The sequence below is a fragment of the Pseudomonas sp. NBRC 111130 genome, assembly GCF_001320485.1.
Lineage (GTDB): Bacteria > Pseudomonadota > Gammaproteobacteria > Pseudomonadales > Pseudomonadaceae > Aquipseudomonas > Aquipseudomonas vlassakiae.
This window is the reverse complement of the sequence record NZ_BCBG01000003.1, coordinates 95,809-121,062: the sequence shown is the minus strand read 5'-3', so window position 1 is coordinate 121,062 and position 25,254 is coordinate 95,809. Positions and strand designations below refer to the sequence as shown.

The following is a 25,254-nucleotide window of genomic DNA, read 5'->3' as shown; positions in this document are numbered from 1 at the left end:
AGCCACTCATCCAATTTGCATCCTGCGCACGCAGTCCTACAGTTTCGAGCTGTGACAACTCCATCGAGGCTCCCGATGCACAGTGCCGAAAAGTCCGAACAAGGCAGCACCGCCAAGGCCCTGCCGAAGATCCCTCGTAGCGTCTGGGCGCTGGGTTTCGTGTCGATGTTCATGGACATCTCCTCGGAAATGATCCACGCCCTGCTGCCGCTGTACATGGTCACCGTGCTCGGTACGTCAGTGGTCGCCGTTGGCTTCATCGAGGGTATCGCCGAGGCCACCGCGTCGATCATCAAGGTGTTCTCCGGCGCACTCAGCGACCGCCTCGGCAAGCGCAAGCTGCTGACGGTGCTGGGCTATGGCCTGGGCGCGCTGACCAAGCCAGTGTTCCCGCTGGCCTCCGGCCTGGAGTGGCTGACTGCGGCGCGCTTCGTCGACCGCATCGGCAAGGGTATCCGCGGCGCCCCGCGCGATGCGCTGGTCGCCGATGTGACGCCGGCCGAACTGCGTGGCGCGGCATTCGGCCTGCGCCAGGCGCTGGACACCGTGGGAGCTTTCCTCGGCCCGTTGCTGGCGATCGGGCTGATGTGGCTGACGGCGAGCCATTTCCAGACGGTGTTCTGGGTGGCGGTGATCCCGGCGTTCGTCGCCGTGTACATTCTCGTTGCCTTCGTCCGTGAGCCCGAGACAGCACCCAGCGCGCGGCCGGTGCGCTCGCCGCTGGCATGGCATGAACTGGCGCGCCTGGGCCCGGCCTACTGGCGCCTGAGCGGCCTGGCCATGCTGTTCACACTGGCCCGGTTCAGCGAGGCTTTCCTGCTGCTGCGCGCCCAGGATATGGGCCTGGCGCCTTTGTGGGCGCCCGCGGTGCTGGTGCTCATGGCCCTGGCCTATTCGCTGTCGGCCTACCCGGCCGGCGCGCTGTCAGACCGCGTCGGCCGCCGTGGCGTGCTGATGACAGGACTGGGCCTGCTGATCGCCGCTGACCTGTTGCTGGCCCTGTTGCCAGGCTGGGCCGGGCTGGCGCTCGGGGTTGCCGCCTGGGGCCTGCACCTGGGGTTCACCCAGGGCATCTTCGCCGCGCTGATTGCCGACCGTGCACCGGCCAGCATGCGTGGCACCGCGTTCGGCCTGTTCAACTTGCTGACTGGGGTGGCACTGCTGGGCGCCAGTGTGGTGGCCGGGCTGCTGTGGGATGGCGCCGGGTTCCAGGCGACCTTCCTGGTCGGGGCGGGTTTTGCCGGCGCCACCCTCGTCGGAGTGATGCTGCTGCGCTAAGCCGGGTCATGGCTGCGCAAACTGAACGTCCCCACGCCCCAGATCATGAAGTCGTCACCCTCCATGAGGTAGCGTGGCGCATAGCGCAGGTTTTCCGAGCGCAGCAGCACTTGCCCGGCGACGTACTGCAGCCGCTTGCACGGCGGCTCGCCGTTGACTGCGGCAATCACGATATGGCCATGGCGCGCCTCTATCGAACGGTCGACGAGCACCAGGTCGCAATCAAATATGCCGGCACCTTGCAGGCTGTCGCCGTCTATCCTGACCAGATAAATGTGCGGTGCCCGCAGGTTGGGCAGCTCGTCCAGCGAGATGGGCTGCTCCATGTGGTCGGCGGCAGGTGACGCAAAGCCCGCCGGAACACGGAACAGATAGCGCGGCACGGCACACTGGCCCCCGTGATGGGAGCCAGGAAGAAAGTCATGCGACGGCCTTGATGTTTAGCTGTATGCATATACAGTAAACGCCGTAGCAGGTATCCGGTCAATTTCGCCGCAGGATATTTTGACAAGTGGGGGTAGATGCCATGTGTGGACGCTTCGCCCAGTACCAGGGCCTGGCCGACTACCTGCGTGAACTGGACGCCGAACAGGACGTGATCAGCGGGTACGACAACGTGCCGATCGGCCGCTACAACGTCGCCCCCGGCAGCCGCGTGCTGATCCTGCATCAGGCCACCGATGGCCTGCGCATCGCCCCCTGCCATTGGGGTTGGGCGCCGTTCTGGGCCACGGGCAAGCGGCCGGCACCGATCAACGCGCGGGTCGAGACGGTGACCTCCGGCAAGTTCTTCAAGGCCCTTTGGCCGCACGGGCGGGCTTTGGTGATGGCTGACGGCTGGTACGAGTGGGTGGCTGACCCGCATGACCCCGAGCGTAAACAACCCTATTTCATTCGCCTGAAAAACCAGGCCCCGATGTTCATGGCGGCACTGGCCGAGGTGCGTGCCGGGCAGGAGCCTAACGAAGGCGATGGCTTCGTGATCATCACCGCCGCCAGCGATGCGGGGATGGTCGATATCCAAGACCGCCGGCCCCTGGTGCTGAGCCCGGAGCATGCGCGAGCCTGGATTGACCCCGAGGTACCTGCCGAGAAGGCCGAGCGCCTGGCGCGGGAGCAGTGCTTGCCGGTGGCGGCGTTCGAGTGGTTTGCGGTGGGCAAGGAGGTGGGGAATGTGCGCAATGAAGGGGCTGAGCTGATCGTCATGCTGGATGCCGAGCATCAGCCTTGAAGTTTTTGATGCCTGTGATGGCCTCTTCGCGGGCGCGCCCGCTCCCACAGATACAGCGCAGAACTCCAGATCTGTGCACCACCTGCGGGAGCGGGCATGCCCGCGAAGAGGCCAGCACTGGCTAAACCAGAACCTCCTGCTGGCGCAGCGACCAGCCGCCTTGCCCATCCACTTCCAGCCGGTGGGTATGGAAGTCGGCCAAGGTGCTGCGATGCCCCACGCTCACCAGCAAGGTCTCGGGCATCTCCTTACGCAACAGCGCATACATCGCATGCTCCAGCCCTTCGTCCATCGCCGAGGTGGATTCGTCGAGGAACACCACCTGCGGCCGGTTGAACAGCACCCGGGCAAACGCCAGGCGTTGCTGTTCACCGACCGAGAGAATGTTCGACCAGTCGCAACTCACCGCCAGCCGCTCGGCCAGGTGCGCCAGGTTGACCTCGCGCAGGGCCTGCTGCATGCGCGCTTCATCCTCCGGCTGGCTGTCGGCCGGGTAGGCAATGGCGGCACGCAAGTCGCCCAGCGGCAGGTAAGGCCGCTGCGACAGGAACAACGCCTGGGTCCCCAACGGCCGCCGGACTTCGCCCTCGGCATACGGCCACAGGCCTGCCAGGGCGCGCAGCAAGGTGGTCTTGCCGCTGCCCGACGGCCCTTTGATCAGCAGCGCCTGGCCGCCCTGCAGGCGCAGGTCGAGGTCGGCAATCAGCGCATGCCCGTCCGGGCGCAGCACCTGCAGGCCAATGATATCCAGGGCGCGTGGCTGGTCTTCGGTCAGCACCCGTGGCAGCGCACTGGCCTGGTCGTTGGCATTGAGGAAGCCGGTCAAACGGTCGAGGGTGGCGCGGTACTGGGCAAAGGTGTCGTAGGACTCACGGAAGAATGACAGCGAATCCTGCACCTGGCCGAACGCCTGGGAGGTCTGCATCACGTCACCGAGCTTGATCGCCCCGCTGAAAAAACGTGGCGCCTGCAGGATGAACGGGAACACCACCGCCACCTGGCTGACGCCAAGGTTGAAACCGCTGAACTTCAGGTTTCGGAACACCAGCGCCCAGACGTTGCCGATCAGTGCGCCGAAGCGCCCGAGCAAGGTTGCCCGTTCGACCGCAGCGCCCTGGTAGAAGGCAATGTTCTCGGCGTTCTCGCGCAGGCGCATCAGCGCATAACGGAAGTTCGCCGTGAGTTTTTCATTGAGGAAATTCAGGCGGATCAACGGCCGGCCGAGGCGGAAGGCAATCCAGGTGGCGATCAGCACGTAGATATACACCGCAAACACCATCGCCCGGGGTATCTCGTACCCCGCCACTGTCAGCGGCGCCGACAGGCCCCAGAGGATGCCGGTAAAGGCCACCAGCGAAACCAGCGCGCTGACCGCGCCCAGGGCCAGCGAAACAGAATGGGTGACGAACGCGCTGACGTCCAGTTCGATACGCTGGTCGGGGTTGTCCACCGGCTCGGCGAGGAAACGGCCGCGGTAATAGGCATCGGCTTTCATCCAGTCGCCGGTCAGGCGCTCGGTCAGCCACACCCGCCATTGAATGCTGAACGCCTGGGTCACGTAGAAGGTGAACAGCGAACGCAGCACATGGATGGTGGCCAGCACCGCGAACACCCCCAGCAGGTACCAGAAGGCCGTCTGGTCGAGAGCCTGCAGGGCGCTGTAGAAGCCGTTGTACCAGAACGAGAACAGCACGTTCAGGCGCACCGAGAACAGCGTCAGCACCAGCAGCAGGCCGAACACCAGCAGCGGGCGCCAGCTGCGGCGGAAGGTGAAGTAAGGCCCCGCCAGCTGCCAGAACTGGCTGCCCCAGCGCGTGTAGCGCACGGCCAGGAAAGCAGCAGCGGTGAAGCCGATGAGGGTGATGAACGAGGCGATTGCAAGCCAGCTCAGGCTCTCTTGCAGGGCCTGGTGCCAGTTCATGTCCATAGAAGATATCCGTGACGAGGGTTTCCGCGAGCGTAGCATTGCGGCGGGATTCGTCTTGCATAAATGACGGACATTTCATTTTGCCTGTGCCGGCCTCTTCGCGGGCTTGCCCACAGGGATATCACCGGCCTTGAAGTCGGTGCCACACCTGTGGGAGCGGGCAAGCCCGCGAAGAGGCCGGAACAGACAGGCGCTAGGCCAGGGCCTCTACCACCTTGGCATCCAGCCCTTCCTGGCCATGCTCGGCAATCCACTCCCCCAGCTGCCGGCGCATCGCCGGCGTCCAGAAGCTGTGCAGATGCTGCCTCACGCCCTGCACCGCCTGCGCCCGGTTTGGCTCGCTGTCGAAGTAGTGGGCAATCTGGTTGGCCATCTTGACCAGGTTGTCACTGCTCATCGGCGCACCTCGGCTTGTTCCTGTGTGCGGCGCTCCTTGAGCAGACGCCGCTGTTGGTCACTGAAGTCCTGGTAGCGCTTCTGCCATTCCGATGGGTGGAACACCTTCACCACTTCCACCGCCGTGACCTTGTATTCCGGGCAGTTGGTGGCCCAGTCGGAGTTGTCGGTGGTGATCACGTTGGCACCGGACTCGGGGAAATGGAAGGTGGTGTACACCACCCCCGGGGCCACCCGCGTGCTGACCTTGGCACGCAGCACAGTCTGCCCTGCACGGCTGCCGATGCCGACCCAATCGCCGTCATGGATGCCGCGGCTTTCAGCGTCGTCGGGGTGGATCTCCAGCCGGTCGGCATCGTGCCACGCGGTGTTGCTGGTGCGCCGGGTCTGGGCGCCGACGTTGTACTGGCTGAGGATGCGTCCGGTGGTCAGCAGCAACGGGTAACGGCTGTTGACCCTCTCGTCGGTGGGCACATAACCGGTAAGCATGAAACGCCCCTTGCCGCGCACGAACTGCTCGATGTGCATGGTCGGGGTGCCGTCCGGGGCGGCGTCGTTGCACGGCCATTGCAGGCTGCCGTGGCGGTCGATCTCGGCATAACTGACGCGGTGGAAGCTCGGGGTCAGGCGGGCGATCTCGTCCATGATCTCGGATGGATGGCGGTAGTCCATCGGATAGCCCAGAGCATTGGCCAAGGCCACGGTAGCCTCCCAGTCGGCCTTGCCGGCGAGCGGTTCCATGACCTTGCGCACCCGCGAGATGCGCCGCTCGGCGTTGGTGAAGGTGCCGTCCTTCTCGAGGAACGAGCTGCCCGGCAGGAACACATGGGCAAACTTGGCCGTCTCGTTGAGGAAGATGTCCTGCACCACCACACATTCCATGGCGCGCAGGGCAGCGGTGACATGCTGGGTGTTGGGGTCGCTCTGGGCGATGTCCTCGCCCTGGCAGTACAGCGCCTTGAAACTGCCATCGAGCGCCGCTTCGAACATGTTGGGAATACGCAGGCCCGGATCGGGCTGCAAGGTCACGCCCCACGCCTGCTCGAACTCGGCCCGCACCCCCTCGTTGGAGATATGCCGGTAGCCCGGCAGCTCGTGGGGGAACGACCCCATGTCGCACGAGCCCTGCACATTGTTCTGCCCACGCAGCGGGTTCACCCCTACCCCTTCACGGCCGATGTTGCCGGTGGCCATGGCCAGGTTGGCGATGCCCATGACTGCGGTGCTGCCCTGGCTGTGTTCGGTCACCCCCAGGCCGTAGTAGATCGCCGCGTTGCCACCGGTGGCGTACAACCGGGCGGCACGGCGGATCTGCTCGGCGGGCACACCGCATACGGGCCCCAGGGCTTCCGGGGCGTTTTCCGGCAGGCTGACGAAGTCACGCCAGCGGGCAAAGTCCTCGGTTTCGCAGCGGGCGTCGATGAACGTCTGGGCCAGCAGCCCCTCGCTGACGATCACATGTGCCAGGGCATTGAGCATGGCCACGTTGGTACCGGGGCGCAGCTGCAGGTGCAGTTCGGCGCGGGCGTGGGGCGAGTCGACCAGGTCGATGCGCCTTGGGTCGATGACGATCAGCCGTGCGCCTTGGCGCAGGCGGCGCTTGAGCTGCGAGCCAAATACCGGGTGGGCGTCGGTTGGGTTGGCGCCGATCACCAGGATCACATCGGCCTGCATCACCGAATCGAAGCTCTGGGTGCCAGCCGACTCACCCAGGGTCTGCTTCAGGCCATAGCCGGTCGGCGAATGGCAAACCCGGGCGCAGGTGTCGACGTTGTTGTTGCCGAACGCCGTGCGCACCAGCTTTTGCACCAGGTAGGCTTCTTCGTTGGTGCAGCGGCTGGAGGTGATGCCGCCGATGGAATCCCGCCCGTACTTGAGCTGGATGCGGCGGAACTCGCTGGCGGCGTAGGTGACCGCCTCATCCCAGCTGACTTCCTGCCATGGGTCTTCCAGGCGCTTGCGGATCATCGGCCTGGTGATGCGATCGGGGTGGGTGGCATAGCCCCAGGCGAAGCGGCCCTTGACGCAGGCGTGGCCGTGGTTGGCGCCGCCATTCTTGTCCGGGACCATACGCACCAGCTGGTCGCCCTTCATCTCGGCGCGGAACGAGCAGCCAACACCGCAATAGGCACAGGTGGTGATCACCGCACGCTCGGGCTGGCCAAGCTGGACCAGGCTCTTCTCAGTGAGGGTCGCCGTCGGGCAGGCCTGCACGCAGGCGCCACACGACACGCATTCGGAGGCCAGGAAGTTGTCGCCACCGGCTGCCGCTACCCGCGACTCGAAACCGCGCCCGGTGATGGTCAGGGCGAAGGTGCCCTGGATGTCTTCGCAGGCACGCACGCAGCGGCTGCAGACGATGCACTTGCTGGGTTCGTAGTCGAAATACGGGTTGGAGGTGTCCTTCTTCTCCGCCAGGTGGTTGGCGCCGTCATAGCCGTAGCGCACCTCGCGCAGACCGACCTGGCCGGCAACGGTCTGCAGTTCGCAGTTGCCGTTGGCCGAGCAGGTCAGGCAATCCAGCGGGTGGTCGGAGATGTACAGCTCCATCACATTGCGGCGCAGGTCGGCCAGGCGCGGGGTTTGCGTGCGCACGACCATGCCCTCGCTGACCGGCGTGGTGCACGAGGCCGGGTAGCCACGCATGCCGTCGATTTCCACCATGCACATGCGGCACGAGCCGAAGGCTTCGAGGCTGTCGGTGGCGCACAGCTTGGGGATGCTGGTGCCAAGCATGGCGGCGGCGCGCATCACCGAGGTGCCGGCCGGCACGCTGATGCTGCGGCCATCGATGTTCAGGCTGACCTGCACGTCGCTGTCACGGGCTGGCGTGCCCAGGTCGGTCTCTGGATCGAAATAGATGATCACTGTGCGGCCTCCGTGGTGGTCAGCCCGAAATCGGCGGGGAAGTACTTGAGGGCGCTGGCCACCGGGTAGGCGGTCATGCCGCCCATGGCGCACAGCGAGCCGTACTGCATGGTGTCGCAGAGGTCGCGCAGCAGCAGCGCCTGGTCATGGCGCTCGGTGAAGTCGCTGCTCGCAATCAGCCGGTCGACCACCTCCATGCCACGGGTCGAGCCGATCCGGCACGGGGTGCATTTGCCGCAGGATTCCTCGGCGCAGAACTGCAGGGCAAAGCGCGCCATGCTGGCCATGTTCAGTGTATCGTCGGCCACCACCACGCCACCATGGCCGAGCATCGCGCCCATGGCGGCGAAGGCCTCGTAGTCCAGCGGCGTATCGAAGTGGCTGGGCGGTACCCAGGCGCCGAGCGGGCCGCCGACCTGGGCGGCCTTGAGCGGCCGGCCGCTGGCGGTGCCGCCGCCGTAGCCTTCCACCAATTCGCGCAGGGTCAGGCCGAAAGCGCGCTCCACCAGGCCACCGTTGCGGATGTTGCCGGCCAGCTGGAACGGCATGGTGCCCAGCGAGCGGCCCATGCCGAAATCACGGTAGAACGCCGCGCCCTCGGCCAGGATGGTCGGCACCGAGGCCAGGGTAAGCACGTTGTGCACCAGGGTCGGCAGGCCGAACAGGCCTTCGAGCGCGGGCAACGGCGGCTTGGCGCGGACGATGCCGCGTTTGCCTTCGATGGATTCGAGCAGCGCGGTTTCCTCGCCGCAGATATAGGCACCGGCACCCACCCGTACTTCCAGGTCGAAAGCCTGGCCGCTGCCGGCCACGTCGCTGCCCAGATAACCGGCGTCGCGGGCGATGGCGAAGGCCTGGTTGAGCACGCGGATGGCGTCGGGATACTCCGAGCGCACATAGATGTAGCCTTTGTCGGCCCCGACGGCAAGGCCGGCGATGATCATGCCTTCGATCAGCAGGAAGGGGTCGCCCTCCATCAGCATGCGGTCAGCGAAGGTGCCAGAATCGCCTTCATCGGCGTTACACACCACGTACTTTTGCGCTGCACTGGCCTCGCGCACGGTGCGCCACTTGATGCCGGCCGGGAACGCCGCGCCGCCACGGCCGCGCAGGCCGGAGTCGAGCACGGTGGCGACCACGGCGGCGCCGTCCATCGCCACCGCCGTTTCCAGGCCCTTGAAACCGCCATGGGCACGGTAGTCGTCCAGCGACAACGGGCGGGTGATGCCCGCGCGGGCGAACAGCAGGCGCTGCTGGGTTTTCAGGTAAGGGATTGCTTCGACCGGGCCCAGCGCCAGCGAATGGCCGCCGGGTTCACCCGCCAGGGCGTCAAGCAGCGACGGCACGTCTGCCGGGCTGACCGGGCCGAAGCCCTGGCGCCCTTCGCTGCTTTCGCACTCCAGCAGCGGCTCCAGCCAATACAGGCCACGCGAACTGGTGCGTTGAATATCGACGGGCAACTGGCGGCGCGCGGCCTCGGCCTGGATTGCATCGGCGACCTCATCGGCACCGACTGCGCGGGCGACCGAGTCACAGGGAATGCACAACTTCAGCATGTTTCACCCTCCAGGCAACCGTTCACCAACGCCCGCAGGCGCTCAGGGGTAAGCCTTGCATGCACCTGGCCATCCAGCTCCAGCGCCGGCGAGCAGGCGCAAGCGCCCAGGCAGTACACCGGGCGCAGGCTGATGGCACCGTCGGCGCTGGTGCCATGGTCATCCAGCGCCAGCTGTTCGCGCAGCTGCGCAGCCAGGGCTTCGCTGCCACGGCTCTGGCACGATTCGGCGCGGCACAGGCGCAGGGTGTGACGAGCAGGCGGTGAGGTGCGGAAGTCGTGATAGAAGCTGATCACCCCGCGCACCTCGGCGAGGCTGAGGTTAAGGGCATGGGCGATTTCAGGAACAGCAGCTTCGGGGATGAAACCGACAGCGTCCTGGATGGCGTGAAGGATCGGCAACAGCGCGCCGGGAGCGTCCTTCTCGCGGGTCAGGATGTTCTGGATTACCGGCAGGTGAAGCAGTTCATCAGGCATACAGCGGACCTCGGCATCACGGACCCTGCCTGAATTATTGTGAAGGGCAGGTATCCGGCGTGTTCTGCTGCGGCACACCGGCCACGTCACGGTGGCGTGGGCGCGGTGGCCTCCTTGCCGATGGCCGTGCGTCTGCGCGCACTGGGCTCATGGGCATCCCACAAGCATGGCAGTTGTGACGCCGTTAGGTTGCGTGCGAGCGACCAGGCGCATCCTGAAACCGACCTCAGGATTCTTGCAGGTGTTTGCTGGCCTCTCAGCCAATCACCACATGAGGCAGGAACCGTGAACTGTCCTTGGTTATCAACGAATCATCCTCGCGGATGCCGATCCCCGAAGCCCTGCCCCCAACCACCCAGGACCCGATCAGGGTATAGCTGTCGCCAAACTTCGGCAGCGGAGCAAAACCCTGCAGGATGTAAGGCGCATCATCGTATGGGCCGTCCTCGAAAACCCGCTCCCCCTCGGCAGTGCGGATATCCACGTTGGCCCCTTCCCGCGAGAAATACGGTTTGCGTACCCAGCCCTTGGGCACCGGCAGGTGCGGGCTGTGGTCGACAAACGCCGGGAGCAGGTTCGGGTGGCCTTCATGCCATTGCCAAAGCAACGGCAGAATGCCTTTGTTGGAAATCAACGCCTTCCAGGGCGGCTCGACGAACTGCGTGTCGCACCCGCCAATCGCCTGGCCGAAGTCCTCGTGGAACATGTGCTCCCAGGCATGCAGCTTGAACAGCCGTGCAATCGCCCGCCCCTGCAGGTCGACGAAGCGGCCATCGCCGTCCAGGCCGATGTCTTCCAGGTCGATATGCCGGGTACGGATGCCGGCATGCTCGGCCATCTTGCGCAGGAAGTCGGTGGTACCACGGTCCTCCAGCGAACCGGAGATGGTCGAAAAATAGAAATCTGCATGCCCAGGCATCGCTGCAAATGCCTGGACCAGGTCTTCGGCCAGGGTATTGAACTGGCTCGCCTCGGCGGGCAGAACACCGCGCTGAATCTGCTCCTCCAGCCAGATCAACTGAAATGCTGCGGCTTCGTACAGCGAGGTGGGCGTGTCGTAATTGGCCTCGATCAACTTCGCCGGGCCTTTGCCGTCGTAGCTGAAGTCGAAGCGCCCGTAGAGGTGCGCCTGCCCCTCCAGCCATGAGCGGCGTACCAGGTCGAAGAAGGCTGGCGGGATTGCCAGGCGCGCCATCAGCGCTTCGCTTTCGACGATGCGCCCTACCGCGTCCAGACACATCGCGTGCAGCTCTGCGGTCGGGGCGTGCAGGTCATGCATCACCTGGGCCTCGCTGAATTGATAGTACCCACGCTCGTCCCAGTAACGCTCACCGTCGATCGTGTGAAAGGCAAAGCCCTCGCGCAGGGCTGTCGTGCGCCAGTCGGGACGCTCCGCCAGTTCGACCTTGCGCATGCCTAGCCCCCGAAGAAACTGCCGGATCTGCCGCCCCAGCCACTGCGCGCAGTGGCCTGGCTGCCAAAGCCACCACGCGTGACCGAGGCTGAAGTCGCCGAACGCGACTCGTTGCGGCTTGAGCCGCCGTAGCCGCCACCACCCCCTCCGCCACTCGATGAGCTGTTGCTCTCTTCGTCCTGCTTCACCCGCTGAATACCGCCACCCGTGGCACCGTAACGCTGGCCAAGCAAGCCGTGCCGCTGGCCTGTACCGTCGCGGTAGGCATACAACGGTTGCGCGTTGTAGTGACGGCTGGCGCTGTTGCCCATCTGCGCAAGCAGCATGCCAGCCACTGCGGCGGTGGCCACATGGCCATAGCCACCGCCCTGGGCATAGCCCGCGTCGAGCTGAGACTGCGTCACCTCAGCGCTGGTCTGCAGCTCGAAGCCACTCATGCGCGGCATGTAGCGCCCACCAACGGTGATCTGGCAACCGTCCGGGGTGAACTGCGCCTCGCACTCCGCCTGGGTGAAAAATGTCGGTGCATTGCGCTTGTAATCCGCCAGCGCCCGCTTGAAGGCATCGTTGCAGGCGGGTTCCGGCACCTGGTCGGCGACGCAGGCGGCAACGCTGTCGAAATTGCTTTGCTGGGTGACCGTGTACAGCTCTTCCTGCGGGCCGCAAGCGGTCAGCGCCAGTGGCAGCGAACCGGCCAGCACCAGCTTGACGGAGCTGCGTCGAACAGGGGGCTTCATGGGGGCTCCTTGCATGTCAGGCCGCCGGCGTCATGCAGGCCGAGTTGAGGAAGCCCACGCTGATTGCCACGCTGGCCGCGTATATGGCCGCAGCCAGTTCACCCTTGGCGATGCGCCTGGACAGGTCGCGCAGCACCAGGCTGGTGAGGCCGAAGGCGAGCAACTGCACCACGGCTGCGATCACCACCCAGGCGACGAAGTCAAGGATGCTCACGCTGTAGGCGATGATGTTGCTGGCTGGCAGCGAGAAACCGATCAGCGAGCCCCCGAGGGCGATGGCCGCCGCCGGATTGTTTTCGCGGATCAGCGAAAACTCGCGGTGGGGCGTAATGCGCGTGTAGATGAACTGGAACAGCCAGAACAGCAGCAGCGCCACACTGATATAGAGAATGAAACCGGTCACCGCCGAAGCATTGAGTGACAGGCGAAGCGCGTCGAGCATGGTGAATCCTTGTCAGGTTACGTTGAAGTCCGTGGGGAACAGGGTGACACCCAGCGAGGTGGTGAAGGTGAGCGCACCGTGCTCATCTTCTTCGAGGGAAAACAGCAGAAATTCGCGACGGTCGGGCAGGCCCGTGTCGCGGGCATAAAGCATCGACAGGTGCTGGACGCCATAGCGCGCCTGCGGGCTGACCACCTGCTCATGGAACGGGACCAGTTCAGCCTGCCCTTGAGCCTGGCCCCATTGGCGGGAGTAGAGGCAGCCTTCGTGCGTGTAGATCGGCAGGCCGACCTTGGACAGACAGCCAACCAGCGCCTGCCGGTGCGCATCGTCGCGCACGGCAATGGCGCTGTGGTAGCCGAACAGCACGGTATCGCCCGGCTGGCTGCCGTGCATCAGCACTTGCAGCCAGTAATCTTCGTCGTCCAGGTAGTACCGCAAAAGGCGTACGGACTGGCCAAGGTCGACCTCGCCGCAGGCCCATACCGTTTCCGGGCCGGGGAGCTGAAGTTCAGAGTAACCGTCGAGCAACGGCTCAAGCGTTGGAGCAGGCGTGAAGGTACTGCCAAAACGCAGGTCGAAAGGCGGGCTGGCCCGATTGAAAAGCGACATCAATTACTCCCTGGGGTCGCGGCGTTCCTTGCTGGGGGCGACACCTTAACGGGTTTCAATACCTGGGCCAATACTGACGGTGTGAGCATTCTTTTCGCTGGAAATGTGGTGTAACTACTGGCCTGGGCGCCGGTTTGCCGGCGATGCCCCAGCGTGCTGCGCAGCCCAAGCGACAGCGCCCTGAGCCTTGCACAGCGCTTCAGACCATTCACGATGCCGGTGGGAGTAGGTCTTGAGCAACGATTCGTTAAGACTTTTTCCATACTCCGTTAACGTAATTTTCACGATCCGCCCTCTAGCGTCTCTGCCTTTCCGGCAGCCCCCTTTTCTGGCTGCCGCCATGGTTACGAGGCACACGTGGCAAACACCGCATCCCCATCCACATCCAAGCGGGTGGACTGGGCCGGCCTGGGCTGGCTCCTGCTGTTCTTCTGGTATTTCTCCGGCGTCACCCAGGCGTTGCTGCTGTTCAGCGGTACCACCGGTTTCGCTGGCTTCCGCGATGCCCTGTTCCTCAGCACCCTGTGGTTCGTCCCGGTCCTGCTGCTGCCACGCCTCACCCGCACCCTCGCCGCCGTGATCGGCGTGGTGTTGTGGGCCGCCTCGCTGGTGGGTTTGAGCTACTTCGGCATCTACCACCAGGAATTCTCGCAAAGCGTCATCTTCGTGATGTTCGAGTCGAACACCGCCGAAGCGGGCGAATACTTCAGCCAGTACTTCAGCATTGGCCTGATGCTCGGCCTGCTGGCCTACACCGTGGGCGCCGTGCTGCTGTGGACCCGCGTGCGCCCGGTCACCCTGCGCCTGCGCAGCCGCATCCCGGTGGTGGTGCTGTTGCTGGTCGTCAACCTGGTGCTGCCGTTCTACAAGCAGATGGTCACCCAGGAACGCAATTTCGCCGACGCCGTGGAAAAAGTGCAGCAACGCATGGAGCCTGCCGTGCCCTGGCAGCTGGTGGTCGGTTACCGTCAGTACCTGCAGCAGCTGAACAACATGCAGAAACTGCTGGCGCAGAACGCTGCCCTGCCGCCCCTGCAGAACCTGCAGGACAGCAGCGGCGACGCCCCGCGCACCCTGGTGCTGGTACTTGGCGAGTCGACTACCCGCGAACACATGCACCTGTACGGCTACAACCGCGACACCACCCCCAACCTGGATGCCCTGGCCGCCGACAAGAGCCTGACCGTATTCCGCAACGTGGTGACCCCGCGCCCCTACACCATCGAGGTGATGCAGCAAATCCTCACCTTTGGCGACGAGGAACACCCCGACCGCTTCCTCACCGACCCGTCGCTGATCAACCTGATGAAACAGGCAGGCTACAAGACCTTCTGGATCACCAACCAGCAGACCATGACCAAGCGCAACACCATGCTCACCACGTTCTCGCAGCAGACGGACGAGCAGGTGTACCTGAACAACCAACGCAACCAGAACGCCAGCCAGTACGACGAAGTGGTACTGCCACCGTTCGATAAGGCCCTCAAAGACCCGGCGCCGAAGAAGTTCATCATCGTCCACCTGCTGGGCACGCACATGGACTACCGCTACCGGTACCCGGATGCCTACCAGCACTTCACTGATCGCAAAGGTGCGCCGGCTGCACTGACCGATGACCAGGTAGAAACCTACAACTTCTACGACAATGCCGTGCGCTATAACGATTTCGTGGTGTCGAGCCTGATCAAACAGTATTCGGCGACCACGCCCAACGGCTTCTTGCTGTACCTGTCCGACCACGGCGAAGACGTCTACAGCTCCGGCAACCACGACCGCCTGGGCCGCAACGAAGGCGCGCCGACCCGGCCGATGTACACCGTGCCGTTCCTGCTGTGGACCTCACCGAGCTGGCAGGCCGAGCACCCGCGTGACCTGGAGTCGATGGCCAACCGTGCCTACAGCAGCTCGCACCTGATTCATACGCTGTCGGACCTGGCAGGGTTGAGCTACGACCGGTACGAGCCGGCCAAGAGCCTGGTGAGCACGCAGTTCACGCCAATGCCGCGCTGGATTGGCGACCCGTACCGCAAGGATGGGTTGCATGAGTTCGACCAGCTGCCGCAGGACACGGCGGGGCAGGCTCAACAGACTGCGGCCAATTCCCGGCCGTAGCGAGCGGACGGGTATCCACCGTTCTGAAGGCTGATGGCGAGGTCCCAGATCACGCCATCGGCCTTTCCTCAAAACGACTCAACGGGCTTGTTGGCCTCAGCCAGAACCTTATTCGCCTCTAACCGAGGAAACGTAAACCGAATATGGGTCATTGCGCACCGCGCTGCGGGAGCGGGAACGCAGGTTGCGCAAGGCCGGCATGATCAGGCTGTTCACACCGGTATCCGGCGCATCCCACCCCGACGAGCGCCGTCCCTCGGCGGCGCCTTCATAGCTGGCCTTGATCCGTTCGGGCACCAAGATGCCCGAACGGCCGAGGGACATATAACGTCCGCTCACAGTCCCTTGCCCCCATGGTAGAGGCGAGTCAGCCATGTCGTTCATTTGCGACATCTGCGGTAAGGCTCGCGTGAAGGGCAATCACGACCAATGCTCTAAAACCCGTCAAGCAGCTGGCTTCATCATCATGCGAGGGCGCAAGCCATGAACACTGCATTCATGCTAATGGCGCAATACAACGGACTCGCCATCATCCCAATCGACCAAGTGTGCACCGACTACTTCACCCACCTGACCCCTGACATGTTTCAGCGGAAGGTTCTTGCCGGACAAATCAAGCTTCCTATCACCAGGCTCGAGGCAAGCCAGAAGAGCGCACGAGGCATTCATATTGCCGACCTGGCGCATTACTTGGATCAGCAGCGGGAGGCTGCCCGCAAGGAGTGTGCGCAATTGAACAAGACACTGCGGGCCGGCTAACCGGGAGATTGCACCTCGCCTGGCCAGGTGCCGGTGCCGGTCGACATCGTCGACGATCAATCCGGACCGGCATTTGGCGAGGGCAGCTAACAACCCATAGCGGTTACTCATTGTATGAAAGACAATGCCTACCTACGTATACCTTAGCGAGGGAGAAACTCGTGGACCTTCATGAACAATTGGCCGAGGTTATGGACGCGACGACCTTCTTGGCTTTTGTCCACGCCCTAGCAGCTGATAAGCGCGCAAACAATGCTTGGGAGAATACCAATGTTGAAGCTTTCCTGGATGCCGCAATAGCTTGGGCCGAAGTCAGTGAATTTGGTATTCGCCAAGGGCTTTCACCTTCCAACCCGTGGGCGCAGTTCGCTACATTTCTTTACTGCGGAAAAATTTACGAGTAACTGAAGAGCAATTCGGCTTCTGTTGTGCGTTTGCGAGTGGCCTGGAGCCAGAACGCCTTGAAAGCTCTCAGGTAGCCTTCAAAGCTTTTATTAAAGGAGCCAGTATGCGTATCACCCAAGATTTACGTGCAAACGAAATCCTCAGACTTGAGCATCTCTTGAAGGGTTTTAACTATTCGGTCTGGGTCAACACCTATGGGCCCTTTGACTTGGATAGAACGCTTGAAGAGCAACTCGCTTTTTCCACCGGTAACCAAGTGATCATCTGCGGGCAGTCCTGCGTGACCGCAAGCGAGGCTCGCAGTGAGGTTACCGAGCAACTGCTACACGCCGGGGATGGCGGTTACGGCCCACTGGATCTGGATGCAAAACGCTCCGAAATCCTATGCCTTCTTGAGGACCTATTCACGCATGTGCGCCTAGACCAGGCCAGCACCCTCACTTCATTTTGGCTAACCAAGGGCCATCCGGCATACCCAGTGTTCTGGGACTTCGCTTTTGATATTCAGCAGGGTGGGAAAAGATGGATTTTGATGGGCAGTAGCAGCGATTAGGCTGGGATAGCTAAGCTTTCTGAAGACTTGGCCAAGCCTGCTGCTATGACCGCTAAGGGTCGAAAGAGACCAGTCGCGAACGTCTGCTATCGACCCATAGCAGCCCGTCGCGGCAGGTAAAAAACGTCCAAGCGGACAGTCGTCGGTGCCCTCTGCACTTGCGTGAGTCACGCCCAATGTGTGTAATCGTGACCATATTGAAGTAAGGAACAAGGCATGCACCGCAACACCATAACTTTTCAGGATGCGATTCGCTCTGGAGGCGCATCGAACGGTTGTACTAGCGTTGAGCGTTATTTTGCCGACTTTAGAATCGACGAGCGTTCTCTATTGGAAATTTTAGTAAGCGCTGACGGTGGGCACTCTGACTATATGAGTGGTTTTGTATCGGGATATCCAGAACAAAATCTTCGCTTTGCCAATAGCTTGATCCGAAGCGGCCTGCCCGAGACAAGGTCCAATCGGGTAATCATCTACATTTGCCCTGAATGTGGAGACATCGAGTGCGGAGCATATTCAGTGCACATTCGCAGCTCTGGTGACGAGATCATCTGGGAGGAGTTCGCTTACGAAATCGGATATGAAGAGCCTCGCATAATCCTTGGTGTTGGGCCTTTTTTATTCGGCTCTGCTTCCTATGAGCGCGCCGTTAAAGCCGCGTCTGAGATTTGATTTGGGCCGTGTTAGTAAGCTGCCACTTGGTCTTACATACCCGATCTTGGGCGAGGCGACCACTTGCGAATGGCTACCAGAATCGCTCCCTAGTTTCGTATACGCCTACAAGCCTCTAGGATAGTCTGTTCACTCGAGGCCGGTCGCTTCTGGCCGCTTGCTGCCCTCGGCGATGGCAGCTAAGGTCGAGTGTGGTCGCTCGCGCAGACAGCAACCCGCGTTAGTCCCAGTCCATTTTGATGCTCTCTTGTTTCCTGAACGCATCCAGCACACTCTCGAAACGGGAGCGCTCGAAAGTCAGGCTCGGTATCGAGTCATACCAATCAACGGCAGGGCATTGCAAAGTTATTAATTCCCTCAGCAAACCAAATCGGCGCCAATGGACATGGTGCTCATCGGCGTGCTGCTCAGCAACAATGACGGTACATGTCAGGTCCAAGTCATCAGAGCAAACAAGCAGGGGGACCAAGGCTTCCCAGCCCGGCGCTGTGGAATAGGTCCGATCCCATACCAAATAGGTGTCGTCATCGTCGCTCAAGCCTGAATGCGCTGATACGAGGTGTAACTCAGCTTCCCGATTGTGCTGAGATAGCCAAACCTCCAAAGGTACTCCGTCAACGGCAAACGTCGGGTAGAAGCCGAGACTGTAGTTGGATTTGTGGCTTGTGATGGATAGCAAATTACTCATGCCAGCTCTCGAATCCCTGAAGTCTGTAGAGCTTACTTTTGCCAGGTGCGCATGTCTGCTTTTGGCGGATAGTGGCCCTCCGCGTGAAGGGCCGCTTTGGGTCGAAAGCAGCCGGTCACTTAGACCACTTTCTACCCGAAGCGGACCGTCGCTACGCCTTGCCTTTTGGGCTGGCGCTATCCACCCTGATGGTGGGTCTATTTAGATAACGATGTGCTGAGGGTAAATTTGCACGCTTTCGAATTGCTCTGAGTTATCGTGCAGACGTAGTCTGAACTCTTCACTTAGGCAGATCTCCAACACCCTCTCATCAATCACGCTGTAGCTGGTCACGGAGACGTTCAGGAGCCTTTGGAAATTACTGCTAGTCCAATTGACGTCTTCATACCAAGTTGCAATTAGCTCGTCGCCATGAAATACCTCTATCAGGCTCTGGACAGCGATGCAGCTGCCTGAGCCAAATAGAAACTGAACGTCGTATCGCCCCATGCGAATCTGCCGTATTTCCTCTCCTAGGATACCTTCGATCTTCAGATCCTTGGCAAAGCCGTACATCTCATCTCCTCCTGTGTACGTGCCGAGCCGATGAGTTCGGACTGGATCGCAAGCATACCTACATTGAGGTGGCCGCGCAGAGTCATTACCGGGATGGCTGCGAATTGTGTGGCCGCTCCTTGCCGATTTCTGCCCTTCGTGAACGGCAGCTTCGGGTCGATAGCAGCCATCCGTGAACAGCGTTCGCTCCAGATCAGCCATTCGTGAAGGCAGTTAACCGCCCAAAATGAAGACACTCACTGGTGGCTTATCCGCCGCTGTAGGCCCTAGATTCGCCTGTCACTTATCTGATCCATTTGCATGCAGCGAATGACCGCACTGCAAACGCCTCAGCGGGAGAACTCTGCCAATAACGCCTTGACTTCCCCAGGCCCCATCGCACTCAAAGCCAGCTCGGCAACCTCGCGCATCGGCTGCCAATGGCCCCGTTGAAAGATCGATCGATCATGGCAAGGCAGGTCGGTGTCTGCCATCGATGAATAGAGCGCCCATACGCTGTTCAATGGCACCGCAATCGAATCAGGCAAGACATTGCCAATGTCCTGGAGCGCGTCCTGCACATGACGCATCTTTGTATTCCACACCTCACAAGCCAGGCAGCCTGGAAGCGCATGCTCCTGCTGGGCCGCGGTCATGGCAACGAACTCAAGTGCCGGAACCAGACGCGCTATCGCGTCAATTGACTCAAGTTCATCTGCGCCATACCAATGGCCAATCAGCTCGGCAAAATCAGACATCTCTGTGACCTTTCAGGTTGAGGTGCATGGACCAATCACCTGCCGACCTCTCAGGTAATGCTGCCCAGAACTCCAGTGCATCCCGCAGCGCGAGTAATTGCCATTACACCTGATGGTGCCAGATGCTACCGGTCTATGAGTCGATGCCACCGACACTGGACGAACGATGATCGAATCACAAGGATGTGCAGCATTTTCCGGCCTGCAATGCCAGCCTGTCGACCCCTCTGACGCAGAGATGATCTGCGCGCATCGCCAGGACATGTTTCTTGAGGCGGGTGAGTCATCAATTCGCTTGTTGGTGACAGCTTGTGGCAAATGTCAGCTCAGCGTCTGCTTTGGGTCGAAAGCAGCCGTTCGCGACTGACGGCAATCGACCCAATGCCGATGCCTACCATGAGTAAGCGCTGATAGGGGATAGCATCGTTACCCACCCGCCTACTCAGCCCGGGCGCCGAGTTTAACCGGTGCCTGAATGATCTGATCCAGCCACTTCCAACCTTTATACCCATCGCCTCGCCCACGCAAATGGGTATACCGCCGCAGCGAGTTCCAATCACGGTGACCAGATACGCTTGAGACCCTCGGTATGTCCCAGTCCATTTCAAACAACCGACTCACCCCTTCGTGACGCAAGTCGTGGAAGTGCAGATCCTCTATCCCTTTCATCTTGCATGCCTTCGACCAGGCTGTGCCGATTGAATCCGTGTTGTACGGGAATATCTCGCGACACGCTCTGGGCATGCTCTGCACGATGATCCACGCTTCATCCGGCAAGTAACACCAGACATCGTTGCCAATCTTCTGACCGGGGTTTTTCATGTCCCGCACCTTCACTGCCTGCCGGTGCTCATCGAGATCTTCCCACCGTATGCGTGTGATCTCGTCCATTCGGCGGGTCGAAAAAATTGCGAACGCTACTACCTTGGGCATGTGGATGACGCTCGGACGCCGCTGCAACATCTCGAAGAAGTGCTCCATCACCTTATCGAGCTCATCCAGCGTAGGACGCCGATCCCGCTCTCGGCTCTTCAGGTTGTAGCCGAACTTCTTCAGCACCAGACGCGCATCTGGCATTGCTTGCGCGTCAATCTCATATCCCCACGCCGCCCTGGCCAGGGACAGCACCGACCCCAGGTGCGCCAGGTCATTGCCGGCCGTCTGCGGTTTAATGCCTCCACCTTCAGGACTCATGCGCCACAGCGCATAGTCCACCAGCACCTGCTGGGTGAGGTCAGAATCCACCTTCTCCCCCAGGTAGCTGTTCTTGATGGCATTCAACGTGCGGCGCTTCGTCTCGCCCAACGGCCGGGCTTTCTCGGCCTCGACTAGGTAGCGGTCGATCATCTGCTTGACCGTGCGTCCTACCCGGCTGGCCCGCCCGATTGCACCAGGTTCCGCCAACTCGGTTTCCCGTCGCTTCGCCCAGGCCACCGCCGCCTGTTTGCGGGCGAACGTCTGGCTCTCTTGGTAGACTGTCACCTTATCGCGGTTGATGCGGATCTGAGCTGTGTAGCTGATGGAGCCGTCGGCCTTCTTGCGGGGCCTGATCGTTGCCATGAGAACTGGTACACGTCCTGATTCGATTGGTACATTGTACAAAGCGCTTGGTAAAAACGCCCCAAAACTCCCGAAAATCGGTACGAAACACGTTGAACGAAATCACTGCAAAATCAGGCGCTAAGCCAGACACCACGCGCCCTGAGCCGTCCCGCCGCTTCAGCGTTGCCCCCATGATGGATTGGACTGACCGCCACTGCCGGTTCTTCCTGCGCCTGCTCTCCAAGCACACTCTGCTCTACACCGAAATGGTCACCACCGGTGCCCTCCTGCACAACGACTCCCACCGTTTCCTGCGCCACGACGCCTCCGAGCACCCGCTGGCCCTGCAGTTGGGCGGCAGCGTGCCGGCCGAGCTGGCCGCTTGTGCCAAGTTGGCCGAGGAAGCTGGCTACGACGAGGTCAACCTCAACGTTGGCTGCCCGAGCGACCGGGTGCAGAACAACATGATCGGCGCTTGCCTGATGGCCCACCCGGCGCTGGTCGCCGATTGCGTGAAGGCCATGCAGGATGCGGTATCCACGCCAGTGACGGTAAAGCACCGCATCGGCATCAATGGCCGTGACAGCTATGCCGAGCTGTGCGATTTCGTGGGCCAGGTGCGCGAGGCCGGTTGCCGGAGTTTTACCGTGCATGCGCGGATCGCGATTCTCGAGGGGCTGTCGCCGAAGGAAAACCGCGAGATCCCACCGCTGCGCTATGACATCGCTGCGCAGTTGAAGGCGGACTTCCCGGACCTGGAGATCGTGCTCAATGGCGGGATCAAGACCCTGGCGGAATGCCAGGCGCATCTAGAGACCTTCGATGGCGTGATGCTGGGGCGCGAGGTGTACCACAACCCTTACCTGCTGGCCGAGGTGGATCAGCAGCTGTTTGCCAGCGAAGCGCCGGTAGTGAGCCGCAGCGAGGCACTGGAGCAACTGCGGCCTTATATCGTGGCGCATATGGAGAGTGGTGGCGCGATGCATCACATCACCCGGCATATCCTGGGGCTTGGCCAGGGGTTCCCGGGTGCGCGGCGGTTCCGGCAGCTGTTGTCGGCGGATATTCACAAGGCGGCGGAGCCGCTGAAGGTGTTTGATCAGGCGGCGGAGTTGATGCAGGGGCGGTGAGGCTGGGGCTGACAGGCGCTGCAACACTCAAGGCGAACACCCAGGGAACCTCACGCCACCTCCTGACTCGAATCATCACCGTCGGCACTTCTGCCCCGCCCCACTGGCCTCTTGAGCGCCCGTCGGGCCTCGGGTAATGTCGAGTAAATGCACAGGACAGAGCACGCCCATGACCTCCAAGCTGGAACAACTCAAGCAGTTCACCACCGTGGTTGCCGACACCGGGGACCTGGATGCCATCACCCGCCTCAAGCCGGTCGATGCCACCACCAACCCTTCCCTGCTGCTCAAGGCCGCGGCCATCCCGGGCTACGCCGAGCTGCTCAAGCAAGTGAAGGCCGATGCCAAGGGCGATGTAGACCTGGCCTGCGACAAGTTCGCCGTGGCCGTGGGCGCGGGCATTCTCAAAGTCATTCCAGGGCGCATCTCCACCGAGGTGGATGCGCGCCTGTCGTTCGATGAGCCGGCGCTGCTGAACAAGGCACGCCAGCTGATCGGCCTGTACGAAACCGCAGGGGTGTCGAAAAACCGCGTGCTGATCAAGCTGGCCTCCACCTGGGAAGGCATCCGCGCTGCCGAGAAGCTGGAAAAGGAAGGCATCCAGACCAACCTGACCCTGCTGTTCTCCTTCGCCCAGGCCCAGGCCTGCGCCGACGCCGGGGTGTTTCTGATTTCGCCATTCGTGGGCCGCATCTACGACTGGTACAAGAAGAATACCGGCCAGGAATACGTCGGCGCCGAAGACCCGGGCGTGCAGTCGGTCACGCGCATCTACAACTACTACAAGGCCAATGGCTACGACACCGTGGTCATGGGCGCCAGCTTCCGCAACCTCGGCCAGATCGAACAGCTGGCCGGGTGTGATCGCCTGACCATCAGCCCGGACCTGCTGGACAAGCTGAGCAGCGACCAAGGCGAACTGCCGCGGGTTCTCAAGCCGGGCAATGCCGGTGAAGCCAGACAGGTGCTGAACGAAAGCCAGTTCCGCTGGGCGATGAACGAAGATGCCATGGGCACCGAGAAGCTGGCTGAAGGTATTCGCCAGTTCGCCCGGGATCAGGAAAAACTCGAGAAGTTGATGGCTGAAAAAGCCTGATACATCTAAGGTTTGCCAGGCGGGCGGGAAATGTTCAGCATTTTCCGCCCGTTTCGTTTCAGCGGGCTGTGAACGCGTTCCGAACCCAAAGGCAAAATGACCTCATCCCCCTTGCCCCTCGTACTCTCCGGCCCGGTACTGCGCCGCCTTGAACCGCAAAGGCTGGCCATCTGGCTGGTCGGCAGCCAACCCCTGCAACCTGAATTCATCTTCGACGGCACCGCCCAGGTCGATTGCCAGGTCATTGCCGTCGGCCAGCACGCCTTCGTTCACCTGTTGGACGTCCACTTCGCCGAGCCCCTGCCGCGCAACGTCGCCATCGCCTATGACCTGCTGATCGACGGCCAGGGCGTTGCCGGCTGGGCCCCGCACCTGCTCTACCCCGGCAGCCAACGCCCCAGCCTGGTGCTGCGTGACCGCCTCGATCAGCTGCTGCACGGGTCCTGTCGCAAACCGCATTACCCTGCCGCCGACGGCCTGCTCTGCGCCGACCGCCTGCTGCAGGCCTGCCAACGCCCCGAGGACCGCCCCGCCGTGCTCTTGATGAGCGGTGATCAGGTGTATGCCGACGACGTCGCCGGCCCGATGCTGCGGGCCATTCACTCGCTGATCGAACGCCTGGGGTTGTTCGACGAAGCGCTGGATGGCGCAGTCGTGACCGACAGCCAGGCGCTCTACCGGCATGCTGCCAGTTACTACCATCGTGCCGACCTGCTGCCGGCCCAGGCCCGCAACGAAACCCTGCGCGAACGCTTCTTCGGCGGCAAGCGCAAACCGATATTCTCTTCCAGCAATGCCGACAACCACCTGGTGACCTTAGCCGAGGTCATGGCCATGTACTTGCTGGTATGGGCGCCCGCGCCCTGGCACCTGGTGGACCTGGGCATGCCTGCCGGCCTGAGCCAGCATGACCAGGCGCGCTACCATACGGAACTGCCGCTGATCGAAGCTTTCGCCGCCAACCTGGGTGACGTGGCACGGGTGATGGCGCACCTGCCCTGCCTGATGATCTTCGATGATCACGACATCACCGACGACTGGAACCTCTCCGCGCAATGGGAAGAAACCGCCTATGGCCACCCCTTCTCGCGACGAATCATCGGCAACGCGTTATTGGGCTATCTGCTGTGCCAGGCCTGGGGTAACGACCCGGATGGCTGCAACACGCTGATCGGGCGGTGCCAGGCGCTGAGCCAGCAGCAGGACGAGCTGATCAGTGAGCTCCTGCGCTTCCAGGGCTGGCAATACAGCCTGCCCAGCGAGCCGCCGCTGCTGGTGCTGGACACCCGCACCCGCCGTTGGCGCAGCGAGAGCGACCTGGGCAAGCCGTCCGGCCTGCTCGACTGGGAAGCGCTGTGCGAGCTGCAGCAGGCGCTGCTGGACCATCCTTCGGCAATCATCGTGTCACCGGCTCCGGTCTTTGGCGTCAAGCTGATCGAGACCGTGCAGAAGGTGTTCAGCTGGCTGGGCTACCCGTTGCTGGTGGATGCCGAGAACTGGATGGCCCACCGCGGCGCAGCGCAGGTGATCCTCAACATCTTCCGCCATTCGCGCACGCCGGGGCACTACGTGATCCTCTCGGGCGATGTGCATTATTCATTCGTCTATGAGGTGCTGATCCGCCATCGCCAACGCAGCCCGCACCTCTGGCAGGTGACCAGCAGCGGGATCAAGAACGAGTTCCCGCGGCGCTTGCTGAACGTGCTCGACAGGCTCAACCGCTGGTTGTACTCGCCACGTTCACCATTGAACTGGTTTACCAAGCGCCGGCAGATGGAGGTTGTGCCCCGCCCACCCAGCCGCAGCAAGGCCGGGGAGCGGTTGTGGAATGGGGCGGGGTTGGGGCAGGTGTTCTTCGATGAGCAGGGGCGACCGGCGCGGGTGCTGCAACTGAGCGCGGATGGCAGTGAGGCGACCGAGTTCGCACAGCGAGAGTGACTTGCCTAGTGAGGTTGTGGAGGCCTTGCTGGCCTCTTCGCGGCTAAAGCCGCTCGTACAGGGATCTCACCTGCCTTGAGGTCTGTGGAGGAACTGTGGGAGCGGCTTTAGCCGCGAAGGGGCCAGCGCA

24 protein-coding genes and 1 pseudogene are annotated in these 25,254 nt (G+C 62.2%); 10 read left to right on the top strand and 15 right to left on the bottom strand.

All coding sequences use genetic code 11. The features are described from left to right. Nucleotides 1-75: 75 nt before the first annotated feature. Complete coding sequence (locus tag APH33_RS01940; protein ID WP_054883533.1) at nucleotides 76-1,278, top strand: MFS transporter; 1,203 nt, start codon at nucleotides 76-78, stop codon at nucleotides 1,276-1,278. On the opposite strand, the gene APH33_RS01935 is transcribed toward APH33_RS01940, so the two are convergent. Beyond that, complete coding sequence (locus APH33_RS01935) at nucleotides 1,275-1,604, bottom strand: S24 family peptidase (protein ID WP_156351859.1); 330 nt, start codon at nucleotides 1,602-1,604, stop codon at nucleotides 1,275-1,277. The genes APH33_RS01940 and APH33_RS01935 overlap by 4 nt on opposite strands. Nucleotides 1,605-1,804: 200 nt before the next feature. On the opposite strand from APH33_RS01935, the gene APH33_RS01930 reads away from it, so the two are divergent. Beyond that, complete coding sequence (locus APH33_RS01930) at nucleotides 1,805-2,509, top strand: SOS response-associated peptidase family protein (RefSeq protein WP_054883531.1); 705 nt, start codon at nucleotides 1,805-1,807, stop codon at nucleotides 2,507-2,509. Between the two features lie 121 nt (nucleotides 2,510-2,630). On the opposite strand, the gene APH33_RS01925 is transcribed toward APH33_RS01930, so the two are convergent. The 9 genes from APH33_RS01925 to APH33_RS01885 all read right to left on the bottom strand — a co-directional run bounded on the left by APH33_RS01925 (nucleotide 2,631) and on the right by APH33_RS01885 (nucleotide 12,937). Next, entirely contained in the window at nucleotides 2,631-4,436 is a 1,806-nt protein-coding gene (locus APH33_RS01925; RefSeq protein WP_054883530.1) for an ABC transporter ATP-binding protein/permease, read from the bottom strand. Nucleotides 4,437-4,629: 193 nt separating this feature from the next. Further along, nucleotides 4,630-4,833: a formate dehydrogenase subunit delta gene (locus tag APH33_RS01920; protein WP_054883529.1), complete on the bottom strand. Its 204-nt coding sequence runs from the start codon at nucleotides 4,831-4,833 to the stop codon at nucleotides 4,630-4,632. After that, a complete protein-coding gene (gene fdhF / locus APH33_RS01915) occupies nucleotides 4,830-7,700 on the bottom strand; it encodes a formate dehydrogenase subunit alpha (RefSeq protein WP_054883528.1) in 2,871 nt (956 codons plus the stop codon). The genes APH33_RS01920 and fdhF overlap by 4 nt, the downstream gene beginning before the upstream one ends. Beyond that, nucleotides 7,697-9,256 (bottom strand): NADH-quinone oxidoreductase subunit NuoF, encoded by a 1,560-nt coding sequence (locus tag APH33_RS01910; protein WP_054883527.1) that lies wholly within the window; start codon nucleotides 9,254-9,256, stop codon nucleotides 7,697-7,699. Before APH33_RS01910 ends, fdhF begins: the two co-directional genes overlap by 4 nt. Then, complete coding sequence (locus APH33_RS01905) at nucleotides 9,250-9,732, bottom strand: formate dehydrogenase subunit gamma (protein ID WP_054883526.1); 483 nt, start codon at nucleotides 9,730-9,732, stop codon at nucleotides 9,250-9,252. The genes APH33_RS01910 and APH33_RS01905 overlap by 7 nt, the downstream gene beginning before the upstream one ends. Before the next feature lie 256 nt (nucleotides 9,733-9,988). Further along, a complete protein-coding gene (locus tag APH33_RS01900) occupies nucleotides 9,989-11,146 on the bottom strand; it encodes a glutathionylspermidine synthase family protein (RefSeq protein ID WP_054883525.1) in 1,158 nt (385 codons plus the stop codon). Between the two features lie 2 nt (nucleotides 11,147-11,148). Next, nucleotides 11,149-11,883: a DUF1190 domain-containing protein gene (locus APH33_RS01895; protein ID WP_054883524.1), complete on the bottom strand. Its 735-nt coding sequence runs from the start codon at nucleotides 11,881-11,883 to the stop codon at nucleotides 11,149-11,151. Nucleotides 11,884-11,899: 16 nt separating this feature from the next. Further along, nucleotides 11,900-12,325: a DUF350 domain-containing protein gene (locus APH33_RS01890; protein WP_054883523.1), complete on the bottom strand. Its 426-nt coding sequence runs from the start codon at nucleotides 12,323-12,325 to the stop codon at nucleotides 11,900-11,902. 12 nt (nucleotides 12,326-12,337) lie between these two features. Further along, entirely contained in the window at nucleotides 12,338-12,937 is a 600-nt protein-coding gene (locus tag APH33_RS01885) for a DUF2491 family protein (RefSeq protein ID WP_054883522.1), read from the bottom strand. A 357-nt stretch (nucleotides 12,938-13,294) separates the two neighbouring features. Here APH33_RS01885 and APH33_RS01880 point away from each other — a divergent pair, with 357 nt between their 5' ends. Continuing rightward, on the top strand, nucleotides 13,295-15,049 hold the full coding sequence (locus APH33_RS01880) for a phosphoethanolamine transferase CptA (RefSeq protein ID WP_082433383.1): 1,755 nt from the start codon (nucleotides 13,295-13,297) through the stop codon (nucleotides 15,047-15,049). 117 nt (nucleotides 15,050-15,166) lie between these two features. Here APH33_RS01880 and APH33_RS01875 read toward each other — a convergent pair. After that, nucleotides 15,167-15,373, bottom strand: a pseudogene (locus APH33_RS01875) (phage portal protein); the annotation flags it as partial. Nucleotides 15,374-15,532: 159 nt separating this feature from the next. Between APH33_RS01875 and APH33_RS01870 the strand changes: the two are divergent. The 4 genes from APH33_RS01870 (at nucleotide 15,533) to APH33_RS01855 (ending at nucleotide 17,438) form a co-directional block, all read left to right on the top strand. Then, on the top strand, nucleotides 15,533-15,808 hold the full coding sequence (locus APH33_RS01870; RefSeq protein ID WP_054883519.1) for a pyocin activator PrtN family protein: 276 nt from the start codon (nucleotides 15,533-15,535) through the stop codon (nucleotides 15,806-15,808). A gap of 161 nt (nucleotides 15,809-15,969) precedes the next feature. Next, the gene (locus APH33_RS01865; protein ID WP_082433381.1) at nucleotides 15,970-16,212 is read left to right on the top strand and encodes a hypothetical protein; all 243 of its coding nucleotides are present in this window, start codon (nucleotides 15,970-15,972) and stop codon (nucleotides 16,210-16,212) included. 104 nt (nucleotides 16,213-16,316) lie between these two features. Beyond that, complete coding sequence (locus APH33_RS01860; protein ID WP_054883518.1) at nucleotides 16,317-16,766, top strand: hypothetical protein; 450 nt, start codon at nucleotides 16,317-16,319, stop codon at nucleotides 16,764-16,766. A 216-nt stretch (nucleotides 16,767-16,982) separates the two neighbouring features. Beyond that, nucleotides 16,983-17,438, top strand: a complete 456-nt coding sequence (locus APH33_RS01855; protein WP_054883517.1) for a hypothetical protein — start codon at nucleotides 16,983-16,985, stop codon at nucleotides 17,436-17,438. 220 nt (nucleotides 17,439-17,658) lie between these two features. Here APH33_RS01855 and APH33_RS27580 read toward each other — a convergent pair whose 3' ends face one another. The 4 genes from APH33_RS27580 to APH33_RS01835 all read right to left on the bottom strand — a co-directional run bounded on the left by APH33_RS27580 (nucleotide 17,659) and on the right by APH33_RS01835 (nucleotide 20,978). Then, on the bottom strand, nucleotides 17,659-18,126 hold the full coding sequence (locus APH33_RS27580) for a hypothetical protein (RefSeq protein ID WP_249342004.1): 468 nt from the start codon (nucleotides 18,124-18,126) through the stop codon (nucleotides 17,659-17,661). 201 nt (nucleotides 18,127-18,327) lie between these two features. Beyond that, a complete protein-coding gene (locus tag APH33_RS01845; RefSeq protein WP_054883516.1) occupies nucleotides 18,328-18,681 on the bottom strand; it encodes a hypothetical protein in 354 nt (117 codons plus the stop codon). A 329-nt stretch (nucleotides 18,682-19,010) separates the two neighbouring features. Further along, nucleotides 19,011-19,418, bottom strand: coding sequence for a hypothetical protein (locus APH33_RS01840; protein WP_054883515.1), 408 nt, complete (start codon nucleotides 19,416-19,418; stop codon nucleotides 19,011-19,013). A gap of 438 nt (nucleotides 19,419-19,856) precedes the next feature. Further along, nucleotides 19,857-20,978, bottom strand: coding sequence for a site-specific integrase (locus tag APH33_RS01835; RefSeq protein ID WP_054883514.1), 1,122 nt, complete (start codon nucleotides 20,976-20,978; stop codon nucleotides 19,857-19,859). A 101-nt stretch (nucleotides 20,979-21,079) separates the two neighbouring features. Between APH33_RS01835 and dusA the strand changes: the two genes are divergently transcribed. From dusA to APH33_RS01820, 3 genes are all read left to right on the top strand, one after another. Next, complete coding sequence (gene dusA / locus APH33_RS01830) at nucleotides 21,080-22,090, top strand: tRNA dihydrouridine(20/20a) synthase DusA (RefSeq protein ID WP_054883660.1); 1,011 nt, start codon at nucleotides 21,080-21,082, stop codon at nucleotides 22,088-22,090. Between the two features lie 169 nt (nucleotides 22,091-22,259). Then, a complete protein-coding gene (tal, locus tag APH33_RS01825) occupies nucleotides 22,260-23,186 on the top strand; it encodes a transaldolase (RefSeq protein WP_054883513.1) in 927 nt (308 codons plus the stop codon). 96 nt (nucleotides 23,187-23,282) lie between these two features. Then, nucleotides 23,283-25,124, top strand: coding sequence for an alkaline phosphatase D family protein (locus tag APH33_RS01820; RefSeq protein ID WP_054883512.1), 1,842 nt, complete (start codon nucleotides 23,283-23,285; stop codon nucleotides 25,122-25,124). The last annotated feature ends 130 nt before the right edge of the window (nucleotides 25,125-25,254 follow it).